This is a genomic window from Stutzerimonas tianxiuensis, assembly GCF_053470365.1.
On sequence record NZ_JBPVWS010000002.1, the window covers coordinates 105,213 to 119,921 of the forward strand.

The 14,709-nt window shown below is 58.9% G+C and carries 17 protein-coding genes and 2 tRNA genes; 12 read left to right on the plus strand and 7 right to left on the minus strand.

Annotated features, from left to right (window positions below; translation table 11 throughout):
- Window positions 1-104: 104 nt before the first annotated feature.
- The 4 genes from ACSSNI_RS03140 (at window position 105) to ACSSNI_RS03155 (ending at window position 5,024) form a co-directional block, all read left to right on the plus strand.
- On the plus strand, window positions 105-1,574 hold the full coding sequence (locus ACSSNI_RS03140) for a sigma-54 dependent transcriptional regulator (RefSeq protein ID WP_200639283.1): 1,470 nt from the start codon (window positions 105-107) through the stop codon (window positions 1,572-1,574).
- A 240-nt stretch (window positions 1,575-1,814) separates the two neighbouring features.
- Complete coding sequence (locus ACSSNI_RS03145) at window positions 1,815-2,891, plus strand: sensor histidine kinase (protein ID WP_234484638.1); 1,077 nt, start codon at window positions 1,815-1,817, stop codon at window positions 2,889-2,891.
- A 5-nt stretch (window positions 2,892-2,896) separates the two neighbouring features.
- On the plus strand, window positions 2,897-4,294 hold the full coding sequence (locus tag ACSSNI_RS03150) for a sigma-54-dependent transcriptional regulator (protein ID WP_200639284.1): 1,398 nt from the start codon (window positions 2,897-2,899) through the stop codon (window positions 4,292-4,294).
- A 67-nt stretch (window positions 4,295-4,361) separates the two neighbouring features.
- Window positions 4,362-5,024, plus strand: a complete 663-nt coding sequence (locus ACSSNI_RS03155) for a thiopurine S-methyltransferase (RefSeq protein ID WP_200639285.1) — start codon at window positions 4,362-4,364, stop codon at window positions 5,022-5,024.
- Window positions 5,025-5,132: 108 nt separating this feature from the next.
- On the opposite strand, the gene ACSSNI_RS03160 is transcribed toward ACSSNI_RS03155, so the two are convergent.
- The 4 genes from ACSSNI_RS03160 to ACSSNI_RS03175 all read right to left on the minus strand — a co-directional run bounded on the left by ACSSNI_RS03160 (window position 5,133) and on the right by ACSSNI_RS03175 (window position 8,541).
- Entirely contained in the window at window positions 5,133-5,777 is a 645-nt protein-coding gene (locus ACSSNI_RS03160; RefSeq protein ID WP_200639286.1) for a DUF2959 domain-containing protein, read from the minus strand.
- 115 nt (window positions 5,778-5,892) lie between these two features.
- Entirely contained in the window at window positions 5,893-6,765 is an 873-nt protein-coding gene (gene htpX, locus ACSSNI_RS03165; RefSeq protein WP_102836095.1) for a protease HtpX, read from the minus strand.
- Window positions 6,766-6,879: 114 nt separating this feature from the next.
- Window positions 6,880-7,323 carry a hypothetical protein gene (locus tag ACSSNI_RS03170; protein WP_200639288.1) on the minus strand — a complete coding sequence of 148 codons (444 nt, stop codon included), beginning with the start codon at window positions 7,321-7,323 and terminating at the stop codon, window positions 6,880-6,882.
- Window positions 7,324-7,329: 6 nt separating this feature from the next.
- Window positions 7,330-8,541, minus strand: coding sequence for a pyridoxal phosphate-dependent aminotransferase (locus ACSSNI_RS03175; protein WP_102836097.1), 1,212 nt, complete (start codon window positions 8,539-8,541; stop codon window positions 7,330-7,332).
- A gap of 190 nt (window positions 8,542-8,731) precedes the next feature.
- Here ACSSNI_RS03175 and msrB point away from each other — a divergent pair, with 190 nt between their 5' ends.
- Genes msrB through ACSSNI_RS03190 form a run of 3 tightly spaced genes read left to right on the plus strand, consistent with a single transcriptional unit; the run spans window position 8,732 to window position 10,585 of the window.
- Window positions 8,732-9,130 carry a peptide-methionine (R)-S-oxide reductase MsrB gene (msrB, locus tag ACSSNI_RS03180; RefSeq protein WP_102836098.1) on the plus strand — a complete coding sequence of 133 codons (399 nt, stop codon included), beginning with the start codon at window positions 8,732-8,734 and terminating at the stop codon, window positions 9,128-9,130.
- Between the two features lie 33 nt (window positions 9,131-9,163).
- Window positions 9,164-9,646, plus strand: a complete 483-nt coding sequence (locus ACSSNI_RS03185) for a glutathione peroxidase (RefSeq protein WP_200639290.1) — start codon at window positions 9,164-9,166, stop codon at window positions 9,644-9,646.
- A gap of 60 nt (window positions 9,647-9,706) precedes the next feature.
- A complete protein-coding gene (locus tag ACSSNI_RS03190) occupies window positions 9,707-10,585 on the plus strand; it encodes an ATP-binding protein (RefSeq protein WP_200639292.1) in 879 nt (292 codons plus the stop codon).
- A gap of 221 nt (window positions 10,586-10,806) precedes the next feature.
- On the opposite strand, the gene ACSSNI_RS03195 is transcribed toward ACSSNI_RS03190, so the two are convergent.
- On the minus strand, window positions 10,807-11,490 hold the full coding sequence (locus ACSSNI_RS03195) for a glutathione S-transferase family protein (RefSeq protein WP_159968260.1): 684 nt from the start codon (window positions 11,488-11,490) through the stop codon (window positions 10,807-10,809).
- 95 nt (window positions 11,491-11,585) lie between these two features.
- A complete protein-coding gene (locus ACSSNI_RS03200) occupies window positions 11,586-12,353 on the minus strand; it encodes a hypothetical protein (protein WP_102836406.1) in 768 nt (255 codons plus the stop codon).
- A 214-nt stretch (window positions 12,354-12,567) separates the two neighbouring features.
- Between ACSSNI_RS03200 and ACSSNI_RS03205 the strand changes: the two genes are divergently transcribed.
- Window positions 12,568-12,643: transfer RNA gene (locus ACSSNI_RS03205), tRNA-Glu, on the plus strand.
- Between the two features lie 16 nt (window positions 12,644-12,659).
- A tRNA-Gly gene (locus ACSSNI_RS03210) sits at window positions 12,660-12,735 on the plus strand.
- Between the two features lie 199 nt (window positions 12,736-12,934).
- Here ACSSNI_RS03210 and ACSSNI_RS03215 read toward each other — a convergent pair.
- Window positions 12,935-13,225: a metal-sensing transcriptional repressor gene (locus ACSSNI_RS03215; RefSeq protein WP_102836102.1), complete on the minus strand. Its 291-nt coding sequence runs from the start codon at window positions 13,223-13,225 to the stop codon at window positions 12,935-12,937.
- Between the two features lie 330 nt (window positions 13,226-13,555).
- On the opposite strand from ACSSNI_RS03215, the gene ACSSNI_RS03220 reads away from it, so the two are divergent.
- The 3 genes from ACSSNI_RS03220 to ACSSNI_RS03230 are packed head-to-tail and all read left to right on the plus strand — an operon-like array spanning window position 13,556 to window position 14,626.
- The gene (locus ACSSNI_RS03220; RefSeq protein ID WP_200639293.1) at window positions 13,556-13,990 is read left to right on the plus strand and encodes a YeeE/YedE family protein; all 435 of its coding nucleotides are present in this window, start codon (window positions 13,556-13,558) and stop codon (window positions 13,988-13,990) included.
- A 2-nt stretch (window positions 13,991-13,992) separates the two neighbouring features.
- On the plus strand, window positions 13,993-14,412 hold the full coding sequence (locus ACSSNI_RS03225; protein ID WP_200639294.1) for a YeeE/YedE family protein: 420 nt from the start codon (window positions 13,993-13,995) through the stop codon (window positions 14,410-14,412).
- Window positions 14,413-14,425: 13 nt separating this feature from the next.
- A complete protein-coding gene (locus tag ACSSNI_RS03230) occupies window positions 14,426-14,626 on the plus strand; it encodes a YgaP family membrane protein (RefSeq protein ID WP_159968258.1) in 201 nt (66 codons plus the stop codon).
- Window positions 14,627-14,709: the final 83 nt, after the last annotated feature.

The window sequence follows — 14,709 nt, forward strand, 5'->3', positions numbered from 1 at the left end:
TCAGGCCGATTTTTTTAATTAACTACCGGCTATCTGCCGATGACGTTGCCGTTCTGCCGGGGACGAGCGCGGGCTTTCTTTCAGCCTCTAGAGCTATAAACAAGATGTGGCGTGAAACCAAAATTTTGTTGATAGACGACGATCAGGATCGTCGCCGGGATCTGACGGTCATTCTGAACTTTCTCAGCGAAGATCATTTGTCATGCGCCAGCAGCGAATGGCAGGCTGCAGTCGATTCACTGGAATCAAGCCGCAGCATACTCGGCGTAATGCTTGGTGACGTTGCAGCCAGGGGCGGCGCCGTAGAGTTGCTCAAGCAAATCAGCAAGTGGGACGAGAACCTGCCGTTGCTATTGATTGGCGAGCCGACGCCGGCTGAATGGCCAGATGAATTGCGTCAGCGCGTGCTGACCAGCCTGGAAATGCCTCCGAGCTACAACAAGCTGCTCGACTCGCTTCACCGCGCCCAGATCTATCGGGACATGAACGATAAGGCGAAGGCACGTGGCCGGCAGCGCGAGCCCAACCTGTTTCGCAGCCTGGTGGGCACCAGTCGTGCAGTCCAGCATGTGCGTCAGATGATGCAACAGGTTGCCGACACCGAAGCGAGCGTGTTGATTCTTGGTGAGTCCGGAACCGGCAAAGAAGTTGTTGCACGCAACCTGCACTACCATTCCAAGCGCCGTAATGGACCGTTCGTTCCGGTCAACTGCGGAGCGATTCCAGCGGAGCTGCTGGAAAGCGAACTGTTCGGTCATGAAAAGGGCGCGTTTACCGGCGCAATCACCTCGCGTGCCGGGCGTTTTGAGCTGGCCGAAGGCGGGACGCTGTTCCTCGACGAGATCGGCGACATGCCGCTTCCTATGCAGGTCAAGTTGCTGCGCGTCCTGCAGGAGCGCACTTTCGAGCGAGTGGGTAGCAATCGAACGCAGAACGCCGACGTACGCATCATCGCAGCGACGCATAAAGACCTGGAAAAGATGATCGTGGATGGCAGTTTCCGCGAGGATCTCTATTACCGGTTAAACGTGTTCCCGATCGAAATGGCCCCGCTGCGCGAGCGTATCGAAGATATTCCGCTGCTGATGAACGAGCTTATCTCGCGCATGGAGCACGAGAAGCGTGGCTCAATCCGCTTCAACTCGGCCGCGATCATGTCCCTGTGTCGGCACGATTGGCCGGGTAACGTAAGGGAGCTGGCCAATCTCGTCGAGCGTATGGCCATCATGCACCCGTACGGCGTGATCGGTGTGATGGAGTTGCCGAAGAAATTCCGTCATGTCGATGACGACGATGAGCAGTACGCGACCAGCATGCACGACGAAATGGAAGAACGTGCTGCGATAAACGCCCCAATCATTGCGGCGGATGCGCACGCCATGCTTCCCGTGGAAGGCCTCGATCTGAAAGATTACCTGGGCAATCTCGAGCAAGGGCTTATTCAGCAGGCGCTCGAAGATGCGGGCGGCGTTGTGGCGCGCGCTGCGGAGCGCTTGCGGGTGCGGCGTACCACGCTTGTGGAAAAAATGCGTAAATACGGAATGAACCGTCGAGAAGACGAGCTTGACGAGTGACTCATTGGCCGCGCCGCCCTTGCTTGCGGCGTGGCCTTCCTCGATCTGCTGTCACGGGCATGATCCTTGCTGAACCACAGGTTACCGACCATCTTTTGACGGATACGTGTGCCCGTGACTTCAGCGATCTACTCTCCCTTCCCAGGGCAATGTCTGGTTACCGCTGACGCAAGCGATGAGCTCGAACAGTCGCTTGCGTTGGTCCGTGACATATCCGGCCAGTTGGGCGAGTCCGAGGGTATGTTGCAGGCGCGAGTAGCCGAGTTGCAGGATCAGCTGGCAGAGAGCGCTGCGCAGCGCCTGCAGGGGCTCGATGAGAAGGAGCGCTTGGCGAATCGCCTGCAAAGCCTGCTCGACCTGTTGCCCGGCGGTGTGATCGTCATCGATGGCCAGGGCAGGGTCCGCGAAGCCAATCCCGTAGCGCTTGACCTGCTAGGCGCACCGCTCGAAGGAGCGCTCTGGCGTGAGGTGATTGCACGAAGTTTCTCGCCGCGCAGCGATGACGGCCACGAAATTTCCTTGAAGGACGGGCGTCGTGTTTCCATCGCTACACGTTCCTTGAACATTGAGCCTGGGCAGCTGGTGCTGTTGACCGATCTGACGGAGACGCGACGGCTACAGGAGCAGCTGGCGCGTCATGAACGTTTGTCTGCGATTGGCCGGATGGTCGCCTCGTTGGCTCATCAAATCCGTACACCGTTATCCTCAGCCCTGCTGTATGCAAGCCATCTGGAGCAGGGCGGTCTGTCGGCCGAGCACCAGCAGCGGTTTGCCGGTCGTCTGAAGGACCGGCTGAACGAGTTGGAACATCAGGTTCGTGACATGCTGGTTTTCGCCCGCGGTGATCTGCCGCTTGAGGACCGGCTGACACCCGCCGAATTGCTTGCGGCACTTCGTGTAGCGGCCGAGACCCAGTTGGAAGGCATTGCTGTTCGCTGGCAATGCGACGCCCACGCCGGCGCTCTGTTGTGCAATCGCGACACCTTGGTTGGTGCACTCCTCAACCTTATCGAAAATGCGCTCCAGGCAGCGACCGGCGATACCAGACTGAAGATTCACCTCTTTTCACGCGGTGCTGTGCTGCGCCTCAGCATCAGCGACAACGGCGCCGGAATTGATGCCGCGACCCTGGCCCGGGTCGCCGAGCCGTTTTTCACTACACGGGCGACCGGAACCGGCCTCGGACTGGCCGTCGTCAACTCGGTCGCGCGAGCCCATTCAGGCGCGCTTGCGTTGCGCTCCCGTCCGGGCAGAGGAACCTGCGCCACCTTGCAGTTGCCGCTCCTCCCGGCGTCTTCGCGGGCTTTTACGGAGTAAGCACCATGGGCGTAAAGGTTTTACTCGTTGAAGACGACCGCGCATTGCGCGAAGCGCTAGGCGATACCCTTGAACTGGGTGGCTATTCCTATTGCGCTGTTGATTGCGCTGAGGCCGCTTTGCGCGCGCTGAGTCAGGAAAGCTTCAGCCTGCTTGTCAGCGATGTGAACATGCCTGGCATGGACGGTCACGCCTTGCAGGCGCTTGTGCGCGAACGGTATCCGCAGACTCCGATCCTGCTCATGACAGCTTATGGTGCGGTCGAGCGCGCCGTGGAGGCCATGCGCCAAGGGGCTGTGGACTACCTGGTCAAGCCGTTCGAGCCGAAAGTGTTGCTCGACCTGGTTGGCCGCCATGCGTGCGGCCAGCTTGGGGTTAGCGACATGCAGGGTCCTGTGGCGGTCGAACCAGCGAGTCAGCAACTGCTGGCATTGGCGGCTCGGGTGGCTCAGAGCGACTCTACAGTGCTCGTCTCAGGGGAGTCGGGCACCGGCAAGGAAGTGTTGGCTCGTTTTATTCATCAGCACTCAACGCGAGCGGACAAGCCGTTTGTAGCGATCAACTGCGCTGCGATTCCAGACAATATGCTGGAGGCGACGCTTTTTGGTCATGAGAAAGGCGCCTTCACCGGCGCGATCGCAATGCAGCCAGGCAAGTTCGAGCTGGCCGATCGAGGCACGCTGTTGCTCGACGAGATATCCGAGATGCCGCTGGCATTACAAGCCAAGTTGCTGCGAGTGCTGCAGGAGCGTGAGGTCGAGAGAGTTGGTGGGCGGAAGCCGATACCGCTCGACATTCGTATCGTCGCCACGACCAATCGTGATCTGGCTGAAGAGGTTCGCAGCGGGCGTTTCCGTGAGGACCTGTTCTATCGCCTCTCAGTCTTTCCGCTCGCCTGGCCTGCATTGCGTCACCGGCCTGCGGATATCGTGCCGCTTGCCGAGCGGTTGCTGGCCAATCATGCGGCGAAAATGCGCCAGCCGGTGGCAAGACTGACATCCGAGGCGCGCCTGTGTCTGCTCGGGCATACCTGGCCGGGTAATGTGCGCGAACTGGACAACGCGATCCAGCGCGCGTTGATCCTGCAGCAGGGCGGAATGATCCGGCCGGACGATCTTTGTCTGACCGCTGCTGCCGGTTTTGCTTCACTGGCGCGAACCCACACGAGTGAAACCGTTCTAACTCCGTCCGTTGCGCCTGTGCCGGCCGAAATCACCGGGGCGTTGGGCGAAGACCTGCGGCGTCGCGAATTCGAGCTCATCCTCGATACCCTGCGTGCCGAGCGCGGGCGCCGTAAGGAGACGGCTGACAGTCTAGGCATCAGTGCACGTACCTTGCGTTACAAGCTCGCTCAGATGCGCGACGCCGGTATGGACCCGGAGGCGGCGCTGCGCTCTGGCTGAAGCGGTGTTTCGGGCGAAGGCGGCTCTGATAAGCTCCTAGACCAACATCGTTCAAGAGGGTCTCAACATGGATGAAGCGTTCTGGCAGCGTCGCTGGGCACGTAACGAAATCGGCTTTCATCTAAACGAGGTTAACCCTTATTTACGCCGCCATTGGCCCAGCCTGGACTTGGCCCCGGGGGGGCGCGTCCTCGTGCCATTGTGTGGCAAAAGCCTGGACATGGCCTGGCTCGCTGATCAGGGTTTAGCCGTCTTAGGAGTGGAGCTGAGCGAGCGCGCGGCCGAGGATTTCTTTGCCGAGCACGGGCTAGTTCCAGATGTCAGCGTTCAGGGGGAGTTCAAGGTTTACCGAGCGGGTAACGTAGAAATCCGCTGCGGCGATTTTTTTGCCATGACGCCAGATGATGTGGCTGACTGCCGAGCGCTTTACGACCGGGCTGCCCTTATCGCATTGCCTTCCGATATGCGTCAGCGTTACGTCAACCATCTCGCCAGCATCCTCGCTCCAGGCTGCCAGGGGTTGCTGATTACGTTGGATTATCAGCAGGAGCAGATGTCCGGCCCGCCGTTCGCGGTAGGCGATGCTGAGGTTCGAGATCTTTTGAACACGCGTTGGAAAATCAAATTGCTCGAGCTTGCAGATGTATTGAACGAAAGCAACTGGAAATTCCTCCAGCGTGGACTCACGCGCCTTGATGAACGCTGCTATCGACTCGATGACCTCTCCTAGCACCCCTCGAAGCCGTGTCGTCTAGCCAGGCACCCAGCGGGCGCTCAGCAGCGCGCCCGTTGCGGACCTACGCGATGCGCATGCCGGCGGCCCTGCTGGGTAGCGTGGTCATTGATTGCGCTGGAGTTGACGAATAAAGACGTCGGCTTCGTCTATGGCCCGCTGCATCTCCGTCAGGAGCTGATCCACATTCCCCTCGAGCATGCGGTATTCGCCCTTGAGGGCGCCAATGGCGCGGGCATTGAGGTTGTGCTTAAGAAATAACACCTGGTCGCGTAACACATCAAGCACCGGGTCGATGCGTTTTTCCGCTGCTTTCATCCGTTGCAACAGGACACGATAGTCTTTCTGGGTGCGCTCCAGGTTTCGCTGACTGGTCGCCCTCAGGCTGGCGTTGCTGTACTCGTCGAGCTCCTGTTTCCATTCCTTGAAGAGCGCCTCGGCGACATCTTCGACGGCATCGATCCGGTCCCGTACTTCGCGAGCGCTGTTCTCGCTGGCCTCGAATTCACTGTTCAGAGCTTCGTAGCGCTCCTCGAGTTCGCCGCCGTCGACCTGCACTACGCTGCGGTAGCGCTCCAAGGCGTCCTTGAATTGCTCCTTGGCGTCCTGCTGGGAGTCGCGCGCATCCTCGACGCGGTCAACCAGAATGTCTCGCTTATGCAATCCGACTTTTTCCATGGCCGAGTAGTAGGCGCTCTGGCAGCCGGCCAAGGTGAGCAGGGCGAAGCCGAGTAAAAGGAAGCGTCGCATATAGGCATATCCCTATTCAAAGAAGGCGCTTGCTTCGACAGGCATACAGCCACTACGTGCAAATTCTGGACGAAAAAAAGGGCGGCTTTTGCCGCCCTTGTTCTGGATCGCTCGCTTAGCCGCGCTGGCGCAGGGCTTCGATGCGGTCTTCCAGCGACGGGTGGGTCATCAGCAGGCCGGCGAAGCCGTTGCGCAGGGCGCCGTTGATGCTGAATGCCTTGAGGCTGTCAGGCATGTCGACTGGGACGCCCTGTTCCGCGCGCAGACGCTGCAGGGCACCGATCATGGCGCTGGTGCCGGCCAGCTGTGCGCCAGCCTCGTCGGCACGGAACTCACGTTTGCGCGAGAACCACATGACGACGATGCTGGCAAGAATGCCAAGGACCAGCTCGGCGAAGATAGTCGCCACGAAATAGCCGATACCATGACCGTCTTCGTTCTTGAGGATTACCCGGTCAACGAAGCTGCCGAAGATGCGTGCGAAGAACATGACGAAGGTGTTCACCACGCCCTGGATCAGGGCCAGCGTGACCATGTCGCCGTTGGAGACATGGCCGATCTCGTGAGCCAGTACAGCCCTGACTTCGTCCGGGGAAAAACGCTCGAGCAGGCCTTGGCTGACCGCTACCAGCGCATCGTTCTTGTTCCAGCCGGTTGCAAAGGCGTTTGCTTCGTAGGCGGGGAAGATACCCACTTCAGGCATCTTGATTCCGGCTTCACGGGCAAGCTGCTCGACGGTTTGCAACAACCACTGCTCATGGCGCGTGCGCGGTTGGCTGATGATCTCGGTACGGGTGCTCATTTTCGCCATCCATTTGGAGATGAACAGCGAAATCAGCGCGCCAGCGAAACCAAACACGGCGCAGAAAGCCAGCAGGCTGCCATAGTTCTGACCGGTGTAGCGGTCGACCCCGAGCAGCTTGAGGGTGACGCTGGCAACCACCAGTACAGCCAGGTTGGTGGCCAGGAACAAGAAAATGCGCATCATGTTGCGGCAGACTCCAAGGGGAACAGTAAAGAACGATAGGCTATATAAGGGGCGGGCCGATGCGATTCAACCGAGCGACTATTTCAAGCTATGTCGCCCTCGGGGCGGTCGCGCTCAGCGGTGCTCAATCAGGGAGCTATCGAACAGCTGCCGGGTAAGCTGTGCCAGCCGCTCGCTGTCGCCCTCACGCAACGCCTCGCGTAGTTTATGCGCCAGGGTGGACTGGACCCGACGAACACTCGCCAGCAGTGATTCATCCCATGTGCCGGCGCTGGGAACACTGCGTGTCAGTCGCATGAATGCCTTCTCGGTGAGCGCCGCCTGGTCCAGTGCCTGGAAATGAATGGTGCTCTCGAAGCGCAGATAGCCTTCCTCGGCGAGCCATATCAGAGCGCCTAGACAGCCTTGATGACGCTTGCTGGGCAGGCCGAACTCATCGGGTTCTTCATGACCGATGAGGTCTTCGACGTACAGCGCAACCTTCCGCGGAAAGGCCTGATACAGAATCAGCAGTCCGGCCGCGGCGTCCCGGTAGAAGTCGTCGATCTGGAGATCCATCGAATCCTACTGGCTGTAGGTCTTGAGGAAGTTGCCGATGCGGCCGATTGCTTGCTCGAGGTCATCGACGCGGGGCAGGGTGACCACCCGGAAGTGATCCGGCCATGGCCAGTTGAACGCCGTTCCCTGAACGATCAGCAGTTTTTCTGACAGCAGCAGATCGAGGACGAACTTCTCATCGTTGTGGATCGGGCAGATTTTCGGATCGATTCGCGGGAACGCATACAGCGCCCCCATTGGCTTGACGCAGCTGACGCCGGGAATGTCGTTGAGCAGTTCCCAGGTCCGGTTGCGTTGCTCCAGCAGTCGGCCCGGTGGCAGCACCAGGTCGTTGATGCTCTGGTAGCCGCCCAGAGCCGTCTGAATGGCGTGCTGGGACGGCACGTTGGCGCACAGGCGCATATTGGCCAGAATGTCGATGCCCTCGATGTAGCTCTGCGCTTTGTGCTTGGGGCCAGAGATTGCGACCCAGCCGGAGCGGAAGCCAGCGACCCGGTAGGACTTCGAAAGTCCGTTGAAGGTGAGGCACAGCACGTCCGGGGCAAGGGATGCGGTGCAGATGTGCACCGCATCGTCATAGAGGATCTTGTCGTAGATCTCGTCGGAGAACAGCACAAGCTTGTGCTGACGAGCCAGCTCGACCATGCCTTCCAGCACTTCGCGCGGGTAAACCGCGCCCGTGGGATTGTTCGGGTTGATCAGTACCAGCGCCTTGGTGTTCGGCGTGATCTTGGCCTTGATGTCGGCCAGATCCGGCCACCAGTTGGCCTGTTCATCACAGAGGTAATGCACTGGTTTGCCGCCCGCCAGGCTCACGGCGGCGGTCCACAGAGGGTAGTCAGGCGCCGGAATCAGTACTTCATCGCCATTATTGAGCAGTGCCTGCATGGACATCACGATCAGCTCGGACACACCGTTGCCAAGGTAGATGTCTTCAATGGTGATGCCTTCTACCTGCTTCTGCTGGTAGTACTGCATGATCGCCTTGCGTGCGCTGAACAGGCCTTTGGAGTCGCTGTAGCCCTGCGCGGTGGGCAGGTTGCGGATCACGTCCTGGAGGATTTCCTCCGGCGCTTCGAAACCGAACGGCGCAGGGTTGCCGATATTCAGCTTGAGGATGCGATGGCCTTCCTCTTCCAGGCGTTTGGCGTGCTTGAGCACTGGCCCACGGATGTCGTAGCAGACATTGGCGAGCTTGTTCGATTTGCTGACCTGCATGATCCTGAGTGTCCCGAAGTGAAGACGCGCCCAGCTTTCGATGGCTGGCGACGTTTGGCATGAACCCGGGCGCCTTGGCAGTCTGAAACCCCGCTGCCAGACTAGGCGTCTAAGAGCAACGCATCATACGTGCGGCCCGACTACCGGAAAAGGTACAGATCCGCCTTTTTTGAGATCACGAGGTGTACCGATGGACAAGCTAGAGAAACCGCTGGAAACCTGGCGTGCAGAGCTCTCCGACGAACAATTTCAGGTCTGTCGCCTGGGTGCCACCGAGCGCCCATTCACCGGCCAGTACAACGATATGAAAACCCCTGGCATCTATCACTGCGTCTGCTGCGATGCGCCGCTGTTTGATTCGGCTGCCAAGTTTGACTCTGGCTGCGGCTGGCCGAGCTACTTTCAGCCGGTCAGCGATACGGCAATTTCCAGCGTCGACGACTTCAGCCATGGCATGCACCGCATCGAAGTCAAGTGCGCTCGCTGTGATGCCCATCTTGGTCATGTATTCCCGGATGGTCCGGCACCGACCGGGCTGCGCTACTGCATCAATTCTGCCTCTTTGAACCACAAGCCGAGCGAGGCCTGAATATGGTTCGAAACGTGGCAGTGAGGTCCGATCATGCATGACCCAATGCTGGATATTCCTTGCATGACCCTTGATGGGCGGCAGGTCTCTCTGGGTGAGTACGATGCGAAAGTGCTGCTGGTGGTCAATACGGCTAGCAAATGCGGTTTCACGCCCCAGTACAAAGGACTGGAAGCACTGTGGCAGCGCTATCGCGACCAGGGGCTGGTGGTACTCGGGTTCCCCTGTGATCAGTTCGGTCATCAGGAGCCGGGGGACGAGGCGCAGATCGCTGCATTCTGCGAGCGCAATTTTGGTGTCAGCTTTCCGCTCTTTGCCAAGGTCAAGGTCAACGGAGTCGATGCCCACCCCTTGTTTAGCGAATTGAAGAAGCGCGCCCCCGGTTTTCTGGGCAGCAGAGCGATCAAGTGGAATTTCACCAAATTCCTGGTGACTGATCAGGGCGGCTCGATCAAGCGTTTTTCTTCGCGCACCTCTCCGGACGCGCTGGCAGCGCATATCGAAGCTCGCCTGTAATCTGTAATTCTTGCTACAGCGCTTTGCAGGTAGCTGGCGCGATCGTTCTGGAGTCGTCGAATGGATGCCGAGCTGAAGGCTTTTTTGCAGCGCGCCGATGCGCTGATCACGCGATTGGAGCCCTTGCTGCCTGCGCAGCGGGCACCGATGGATTGGGCAACAAGTTTAGCGGCCCGCTGGCACCGTGAAGGGGCGGGTGGCTACCTGCAGGCGCTGAACGTGTCGCTCGACATGAAGCTGAACGACCTGATCGGAATCGATCGACAGCGCGAGCTGTTATCGCGCAACACCTGCCAGTTCGTTAGCGGCTTGCCGGCAAACCATGTCCTGCTGTGGGGCGCCCGTGGTACGGGCAAATCTTCATTGATCCGAGCGCTGCTGGCTGAACATGCACCACAAGGCCTGCGCCTGATAGAAATCGAGCGCGACCATCTGGCTGATCTGCCCAAGCTGGTCGATCAGCTTGCCGGAGAGCCGCAGCATTTTGTGGTGTTTTGCGATGACCTTTCGTTCGAGGCGGGTGAGGGTGACTATCGAGTCTTGAAAAGCGTGCTGGACGGCTCGCTGGAGCGCGCACCCGACAACGTTCTGCTGTATGCCACTTCGAATCGCCGACACCTCGTGCCAGAGCGTCAGAGCGACAACGAAAATTGGCAGATGGTTGATGGGGAGCTGCATCCGAACGAGGCGGTCGAGGACAAGATTGCGCTGTCAGATCGCTTTGGACTCTGGCTGTCGTTCTACCCGTTCAGCCAGGAGCATTACCTGAACGTGGTGCGACATTGGATCGGTTCGCTGGCTCCGCAGGCGGGGCTGAGCTGGCGTTGGGATGATGAGCTCGAGAAGGAGGCTGTGCGATGGGCCACGGCGCGTGGCAATCGCAACGGTCGCTGCGCTTACCAGTTCGCTCGGCAATGGGTGGGTGTTCGCTTGCTCTGAGGATTGGCAAGCCTTGTCGCATTCGTTGTGAACGCGGCCCGATCTGATGAGCTCAGCCTAGACGACCTGCCTGGAGATGCGCCTCCATAGCTATTGCACAACTGATGTATCAGATGGCCACGAGGCAAGGCTTGTTGATTTTTGCCCTGGAATGGGCGGCTTTGCTGAAGGGCCGCCCAGTGGTAGCCACTTTAGTGGCAACCAGGCGGCGCAGATCAGCCTCAGTTTGCGGGTGTTGGCGTTTTCCCCATGTCGATGAGCTTTGCGGCCATGCGTTGCTCACCGGGCAACACGTTCTCAACAGACGCGCGCGCCTTCATTCGTGAGTAGTGCGCGGCAAGCGCTGGCCAACGACCCGCGTCTACTACTTCGCCGCCGTGTTCCATGTTGATCAGCTGGCATGCGACGGCAATGTCCGCCATCGAGAGTTGCTCGCCAGTGAAAAAGACGTTCTCCCCCAGCCGCCGTTCGAGGTAGTCGAAGTGCGGTGGCAGCTTCTCGTTCAAGGCGGCCTGCACGGTTTCCTCGTTACAGGGCTTGCCCGAACTGGGCTTCAGCACGCGGTTGCGGAAAACCCCGAACGTCGTCAGCGGTGCGAGTTCGTAATCGGCGTATTTTTCCAGCCAGCGTATTTGTGCCCGACCGGCCGGGTTGTCGCCGTACAGCCGCAGGGTTTGTTCGTAGGCCTCATCGAGGTACTGACAGATCACGCTGGAGTCAGCAAGACAGAGCTCCCCATCCTTCATGGCAGGAATGCGGCCGAGTGGGTTGAGCTGCAGATACCATTCCGGTGGGGTGAACGGCATGACGAATTCGAGCCCATAATCCAATCCTTTTTCCTGTAAGCAAAGGCGTACTTTGCGAACGAAGGGCGATAGGGGGGCACCGAATACGGTTATGGGCATAGCGAGTTCTCCACCAAGGCAGGGAGGCAACCGCCAGACGTGAGAGGATCAAGTGCATGGCGCGATGGCGCCGTCTCTTTTTGTCCGGTCAGTGCCTAGTAGATGTTGTTTTTCTTCCAGTCGTCTTCGCTTTCAAGGCTCTTCAAACCTTCGGCCAGCTCGCTTGGTTCGTCAAGCTTCGGCTGTTGTTGCGTCTGCTCGAGCTTGTTGGCGTGGCTGTAGCTTGCTTCGAGCTTGCTCAGTTGGGCTTGATACTCGGCCGGGTTGGGCTGCTTGCGGATGTGCTGGATGCCGCGCTCGAATGCCAGGCGTGCCTTGTGCGCGCTGCCCTGTTGAAGCGCCTGCTGGCCAACATTGCTGAAGTATTCGACATGCAAGATCACCATCATCCGCTGGATCTGTTGAATCCAGCGCTTGGCGGCAGCCGTTTCCAGCTGGTTCTGCTTGGCAGCCCAAACGATCTGGGTATGCAGGTCTTCCATCAGCAAGCGAATCTCCTTCGCTTGGGCTTCGGTGGTGATCCTGACTGGCGCGTTTTCCACAGGTATATCTTCACCCTTGGCAACAGCGCTACGCAGAGCGGCTACCCGAGGTTCGAGCGTGGCGTTCTTCTTGTCTAGGGGAAGAAGTTGTTCGGCCAGCCCCAGCTCCAGGCGTGTCAGCAACAGCTTGAGCTCCGGCGTCATCATCTGGCCTGGGATGCTCGCGGAGAGATTGGCACAGCGGCGCATACGGTCGCTGAGCTCGGCGCGTATGCGCGCCTTTTCCAGACTGTTCTTTTCAACGATCTGGTTGATGACGCCGATTGCAATCAGGATGAACAGGCCGGCGATGACCAATCCAGTAATCAGAACTGGGGACACGAAACGCACCTCTCTGACCGAGCGATTTTTTCCGAGTGTAGAGCGTTGGATGGCAAGCTGATAGCTCAACGCTGGCTAGACGTTAGGTTCATAAAATATTTGCAGATGGTGCTTGACGACCCTCTTGGACGTCCATAGAATGCGCGCCACTTGCAGCGTGAAGCTCTGAAGCGAAACGTTGGAAGCCGGATAAAAGCAGTAGCTTCCGGGCAGCGTCCCCTTCGTCTAGTGGCCTAGGACACCGCCCTTTCACGGCGGTAACAGGGGTTCGAGTCCCCTAGGGGACGCCATTTTTGTTGTAGATACGCGGGAATAGCTCAGTTGGTAGAGCACGACCTTGCCAAGGTCGGGGTCGCGAGTTCGAGTCTCGTTTCCCGCTCCAAATTAGCTTCGAGTCTTCTTAGAAGATATCGAAGCGCGAAAAAGCGACCTTAGGGTCGCTTTTTTCGTTTCTGCCAATCAATCAGCCGATTGTCCATAGCCTCTGAAGAAATCTGGATTGTCAGGGGTTCGCCTTCTGACGCCTCCTGGCGCTCGAGACAATGCGCCATACACAGGCCCGGCCTGTGAGCACCTTACTGTCAGGTGTACTTGGTAAAAATGCTGCGCACGCGCGCCAGCGTCTCGCCAGTGTCCTGAGTCTGATCGTGCATGGCCTCTTCGATCAGGCAAGTCAGCATCAGCCGATAGGCTTTATCCAGTGCGCTGCGAGCGGCAGAAAACTGCTGTGCTATCGCTTCGCAATCCTCGCCACGCTTGATCATTGCCTGGATGCCTCGTACCTGTCCCTCCACCCTTGCGAGCCGTTTCAACATGGCCTGCTGTTGTTCCTGTAGCTGTAGGGCTTCGGCGGGGGTTATCTGGTCATTCATGCTGATACCTGGCGTCACGGAAAGGGCGTCTGCTGACAAGCTCGGTCACCAGCATTTGTCAGGCTGGCATACCCATCGCTGCATGCTAGCGATGCCACTGCATACGGCCAACTTCTTTCGATCCATCAACTCTTACAATATATTGATAAATATATTGTAATGAGATTAACTATAGCCATCGGCACCGGCGGATCTCACCTGCCCTTAGAGCTGTTGCCGGCATTCTTCGGCGTTAGGCGTTAGGCGTTAGAGCGAACAGCCCCGTCGAAGAGCCGGTTTCGGCGGGGTGGTCGAGATTACGTCCCACTGTCACTTGTTTCGGAACTAGCTATGACGATCGATTGGGGCAACTTCACTCCTTGGACCTCGCTGGCGGGCGGCGTGCTGATTGGCGCCGCGGCTGGGATGTTCGCACTCCTCAACGGCCGTATCGCTGGCATTAGCGGCCTGCTCGCCAGCCAGCTGGAGCGCGATGCCGAGGGGCGAGGGGACAAGTTGGTGTTCATTCTTGGCGTATTGCTGGCGCCATTGTTGTGGGTCTCGTTTACTGCTTTGCCAGTCCTGGAATTTCAGTCGGGTTGGCTTGGGCTACTGGTGGCCGGACTGTTGGTTGGTATCGGCACGCGCTACGGCGCCGGTTGCACCAGTGGCCACGGAGTGTGCGGCATTTCCCGGCTTTCACCTCGCTCGATCGTGGCGACGCTGACATTCATGGCTGCCGGTTTCGCCACAGTCTTTGTCCTTCGTCATCTCCTTGGGGCCTGAATATGCGCAAGCTGAGTTCGTTTGCCGCCGGCCTGTTGTTCGGACTGGGGTTGTTGCTTTCGGGTATGGCCAACCCTGCCAAGGTCATCGGGTTCCTCGATCTGTTCGGTGCCTGGGATCCATCGCTGGCGTTGGTCATGGCTGGTGCGATCGGTACCGCGCTGGTGCCTTTCAGTTTGGCCAAGGCGCGCCGGCGCTCATTGCTCGACGCCCCGATGCAATTGCCCAGCAAACGCGAGGTCGACCGGCGCCTGATTGGCGGCAGTCTGCTATTCGGTATTGGCTGGGGCATTGCCGGTATTTGTCCGGGCCCGGCGATAGCCGTGTTGCTCAGTGGACACTGGCAGGTGCTCTTGTTTGTCCTTGCCATGCTTGGCGGGATGCTGCTGTTCTCCGCGCTGGAACGCCGGCGCGTTTGCTGACCGGGAGGTCATTATGAAAACCAACGTTGGAACCATCGACCGCACACTGCGGATCGTCATCGGCCTCACACTCATCGGCCTGTCACTGGCCGGGGTAATTGGCGTGTGGGGATGGATCGGGCTGGTACCGCTCGCCACCGGCCTTTTCCGCTTCTGTCCGGCTTATACGCTGCTCGGCATCAAAACGTGCAAGGCATGCAGTCCCAAGCCCTGATCTGGGAAACAGAGGCGTGACTACCCGGCAGAAGACCGACAGCGACGTCGGTTTTCTGCATCATGGATATGCTGATCTTGCGT

What these genes read in the sequence shown, in the direction of transcription:
- ACSSNI_RS03140 (WP_200639283.1), top strand. Translation starts at nt 105, where the DNA reads ATGTGGCGTGAAACCAAAATTTTGTTGATAGACGACGATCAGGATCGT.
- ACSSNI_RS03225 (WP_200639294.1), top strand. Translation starts at nt 13,993, where the DNA reads ATGCGCAAGCTGAGTTCGTTTGCCGCCGGCCTGTTGTTCGGACTGGGG.
- ACSSNI_RS03170 (WP_200639288.1), bottom strand. Translation starts at nt 7,323, where the DNA reads ATGGATCTCCAGATCGACGACTTCTACCGGGACGCCGCGGCCGGACTG.
- ACSSNI_RS03155 (WP_200639285.1), top strand. Translation starts at nt 4,362, where the DNA reads ATGGATGAAGCGTTCTGGCAGCGTCGCTGGGCACGTAACGAAATCGGC.
- ACSSNI_RS03190 (WP_200639292.1), top strand. Translation starts at nt 9,707, where the DNA reads ATGGATGCCGAGCTGAAGGCTTTTTTGCAGCGCGCCGATGCGCTGATC.
- ACSSNI_RS03160 (WP_200639286.1), bottom strand. Translation starts at nt 5,777, where the DNA reads ATGCGACGCTTCCTTTTACTCGGCTTCGCCCTGCTCACCTTGGCCGGC.
- ACSSNI_RS03230 (WP_159968258.1), top strand. Translation starts at nt 14,426, where the DNA reads ATGAAAACCAACGTTGGAACCATCGACCGCACACTGCGGATCGTCATC.
- ACSSNI_RS03195 (WP_159968260.1), bottom strand. Translation starts at nt 11,490, where the DNA reads ATGCCCATAACCGTATTCGGTGCCCCCCTATCGCCCTTCGTTCGCAAA.
- ACSSNI_RS03185 (WP_200639290.1), top strand. Translation starts at nt 9,164, where the DNA reads ATGCATGACCCAATGCTGGATATTCCTTGCATGACCCTTGATGGGCGG.
- msrB (WP_102836098.1), top strand. Translation starts at nt 8,732, where the DNA reads ATGGACAAGCTAGAGAAACCGCTGGAAACCTGGCGTGCAGAGCTCTCC.
- ACSSNI_RS03215 (WP_102836102.1), bottom strand. Translation starts at nt 13,225, where the DNA reads ATGAATGACCAGATAACCCCCGCCGAAGCCCTACAGCTACAGGAACAA.
- ACSSNI_RS03175 (WP_102836097.1), bottom strand. Translation starts at nt 8,541, where the DNA reads ATGCAGGTCAGCAAATCGAACAAGCTCGCCAATGTCTGCTACGACATC.
- ACSSNI_RS03150 (WP_200639284.1), top strand. Translation starts at nt 2,897, where the DNA reads ATGGGCGTAAAGGTTTTACTCGTTGAAGACGACCGCGCATTGCGCGAA.
- ACSSNI_RS03145 (WP_234484638.1), top strand. Translation starts at nt 1,815, where the DNA reads ATGTTGCAGGCGCGAGTAGCCGAGTTGCAGGATCAGCTGGCAGAGAGC.
- htpX (WP_102836095.1), bottom strand. Translation starts at nt 6,765, where the DNA reads ATGATGCGCATTTTCTTGTTCCTGGCCACCAACCTGGCTGTACTGGTG.
- ACSSNI_RS03220 (WP_200639293.1), top strand. Translation starts at nt 13,556, where the DNA reads ATGACGATCGATTGGGGCAACTTCACTCCTTGGACCTCGCTGGCGGGC.